The following is a 2954-nucleotide window of genomic DNA, read 5'->3' on the forward strand; positions in this document are numbered from 1 at the left end:
ATTATAGACCGGCGGTAACAATATCCAACGGAACTTAATAAGAGCACAAACAGTAAGCGAATAATCCAAGAGAATATATGCCTTTTCATTTAGTCCTCCAACATTTGAACTGTTGTAGATCATGAATTCTGTGTCACTTTTACTTTGAGGCACTTGCTTTAGATTTCTGATGATTAATGAATCAAAAAAGTGACGCAGAATTCATATGGCCAGATTTGTATTGATTCCGGACATCCCCCAAAGAATTGATGCCAGGATATTGGTCACTTTATAAACCAATGCCGTCTGTTGCATTGTCAGCGAATACATCTGCGTCTTCGATATATCGGCGTATGGTCTGAATGGACTTATGACCAGTTTGCTTCATGATGGCGTACTCGCTTTTTTTGTTGCGATGGGCAGTCGTAATGAATCCACGTCGGAGACTATGACCAGCGAAGTCTTTGGGATCGAATCCTGCTTGTTGACAGATTCGCTTGATAATATAGGCAACGCCATCTCCGGTAAGGCGTCCTTTGACATTGCCGTGGCGGTCGACTTTGCGAAAGAGTGCTCCGGTGGTAATGCCGGATTCGCTGATCCATTTCTGAAGGGAACGAACTGGGCAAGTTTGCGGATGCGAACCATATTTGATTCCCACTTTGCGACCACGGCCTTCCTGATCCGTTTTGGAACGGCGGATATGGAGTAAAACGCCTTCATCGCTAAACTCGACATCTTCGACATCGAGGGAAACCAATTCAGAGCGGCGGGAACCAGAAGCAAAACCAATTAAAAGCAAAGCGCGGTTTCGGTGGCCAAGTAATGTATCCGGAATAGTTTGGCACATGGCTTTGATGATTTCGATGCTGGCGGCTTTCTTTTGCTTTGGTGCGGTCCCCAGCTCTCGGCGAATCCCTTGCCAGGTGGCGCGTACTTTTGCGGTGTGAGTCGGGCTTTCAAACCCTGCCATTTGATGCGCCTGACTGATGGAAGCGATGCGGCGCTGAATGGTAGAGGCTTTATAGCCTTGATCGGCAAGATCGGCGATGTAGTCGGATACGTTTTGTGGATCAGCCGGGATCGGGTTAACGTCGCGTTCTTGACACCAACCCAAAAAGTGCTGCCAATCTGTCCGATAGGCTTTTCGGGTATTGGCCGATTTGGATGATTCCATATACTTTTTTGCTCTACTTTCATAAAGGGTTGGAGTTGAATTTTCATTACCGACTATCTCGGTTTTGATAATCGGAATTCGAAATGATTTCATGTGATCACTCATTTCTAACTTCGGATAATTTTATATTATCATAAGTTATAAAGAGGATAAAATACGAATTTTTGTTTGTGTAAAAATAGCGTGAATTTACCATCCATTTCCAATAAAATGGAAGGAGGAGGGGATTCAAGAAAGAGGAAAGTAAAAGGTTTAGCAATCAAAAAAAACAAAAAAGAGGTGTTTTCTTTGTTGAAAAGAACAGTTTCAGTCTTGGTATGCCTCGTTTTATTAGCGCTTCCGCTAGGGCGTGTCTGGTGAATATTCACCGGACACGCCCTAGTCAGTTATGCTGCTACCCACAGTTTTGTTTACGACTTCAACAAATCGATAAGAAGCCGTGATTTCAAATTTAAAGGCTATCATGATTTGACGCTTACCTTTAAATCCGTCACTTGCCGAAAAAATCAAACCATGAAAGTAGAGGTCAAACACAATGTTTCCTGGGGACGGGATACCACAATAGCCCGTAAAAATATATCTGAGTGCGGTGGAACCATCAGACATATTGGTTTTGATAACAAAACGCCTGTTTATTTTATCGTGACCAAAAACACAAAGGACAAATTTTGGGTTCAGGGAACCGGGAAAATCCACAACTGATCCGGTTTGATGAGTAAACTCAACAAATCTTAAATCTCCATATCACAAGAAATGAGAACACTTTTAGATTTTTCGATTTTTATGCCCTATTTCATTTTGGGGGTACCTAGGGTATTCGAAATAAAATTTCATCGCTCTATGAGGCTTCTAGACGCCTCTTTTTTGTTGTTTTGAGGTTTTTTGAACAAAAAAACCGCCTCAGCAGGCGGTGGTAAGTATATCAATCCGTCGTGGTGTTGTTGGTTTTCAGTTTCCCTGTTTAGAGACAAATCTTTTTTAATTTCTACTCATCAACATAGACAAGCCTGGTGAAATTCGTTTCCTGCTATCCATCGTTTTTACAAATCACGGATAAACGAACGTCACAACCTGATTTCCTTATGTATCAGCTACAATATCTTTCTTGGGCATGACTTCTGGATGAAATCCATCCTCTTGAACATATCCCTTCATCGACCAAATTCTCAGACGTTTCTCTCTCGCATCAGCTTCTGCTTTCCGGTATATATCTTCATAAGCATATTTTCCGTAGGCATAAGCCACCCGGGCGTATCCATTCTTTAATAATAAGCGGTTTAAATTTTGGCCGTTCACAAACACATGACCAATCAGACGGCCATATTTGTCTTTTGCACCTGTACCGTGTAATTCAACTTCAACAAGTTTAGCCTGAGAGATTCTCCGCTTCGTAAATTGTTTGGCTTCTTCTCCATACGGCTGTTTCCCCTTTTGGGCGTGACGGGTCTCCGGGCAATCTACTAAAATCAGGCGGATTTTTACCTTTTCACCTCTCACGATCCCCCGAATGGTATCTCCATCAATGGCTTCCGCTTGCTTTACGACCAGACGTCCCTTTTTGGGCTTTCTTGTCTTCCTGGAAGTCTTCTTTCGACCTGTAAAAAGCTGATACACCCATTTAATGATGGTTTGGATAATTCCTATTTTCATTGATCCACCCCCTGTTCATTATAGCAATAGAATTCTGATTTAAAAATATAGAAACATTTTTTGATGAACAAACAGCAATTAGCTGCCCATTTACAAATAAATAACTTGAACCCATAGAGGGTTCAAGTTGAGATTGATGACAAACCCC

The 2954-nt window shown here is 42.0% G+C and carries 3 protein-coding genes; all 3 read right to left on the minus strand.

Going from position 1 to position 2954, the window contains the following annotated elements:
- Positions 1-268: 268 nt before the first annotated feature.
- Entirely contained in the window at positions 269-1249 is a 981-nt protein-coding gene (locus JG50_RS0117785; protein WP_081944047.1) for a tyrosine-type recombinase/integrase, read from the minus strand.
- Positions 1250-2236: 987 nt separating this feature from the next.
- Positions 2237-2806, minus strand: coding sequence for a thermonuclease family protein (locus tag JG50_RS0117795; RefSeq protein ID WP_052154480.1), 570 nt, complete (start codon positions 2804-2806; stop codon positions 2237-2239).
- Positions 2775-2954 (minus strand): hypothetical protein (locus tag JG50_RS20825; protein ID WP_235281750.1); only part of this gene is annotated, 180 nt, incomplete at its 5' end. The genes JG50_RS20825 and JG50_RS0117795, both read right to left, overlap by 32 nt.

The organism is Thermoactinomyces daqus, assembly GCF_000763315.1.
GTDB classification, from domain to species: Bacteria; Bacillota; Bacilli; order Thermoactinomycetales; family Thermoactinomycetaceae; genus Thermoactinomyces_A; species Thermoactinomyces_A daqus.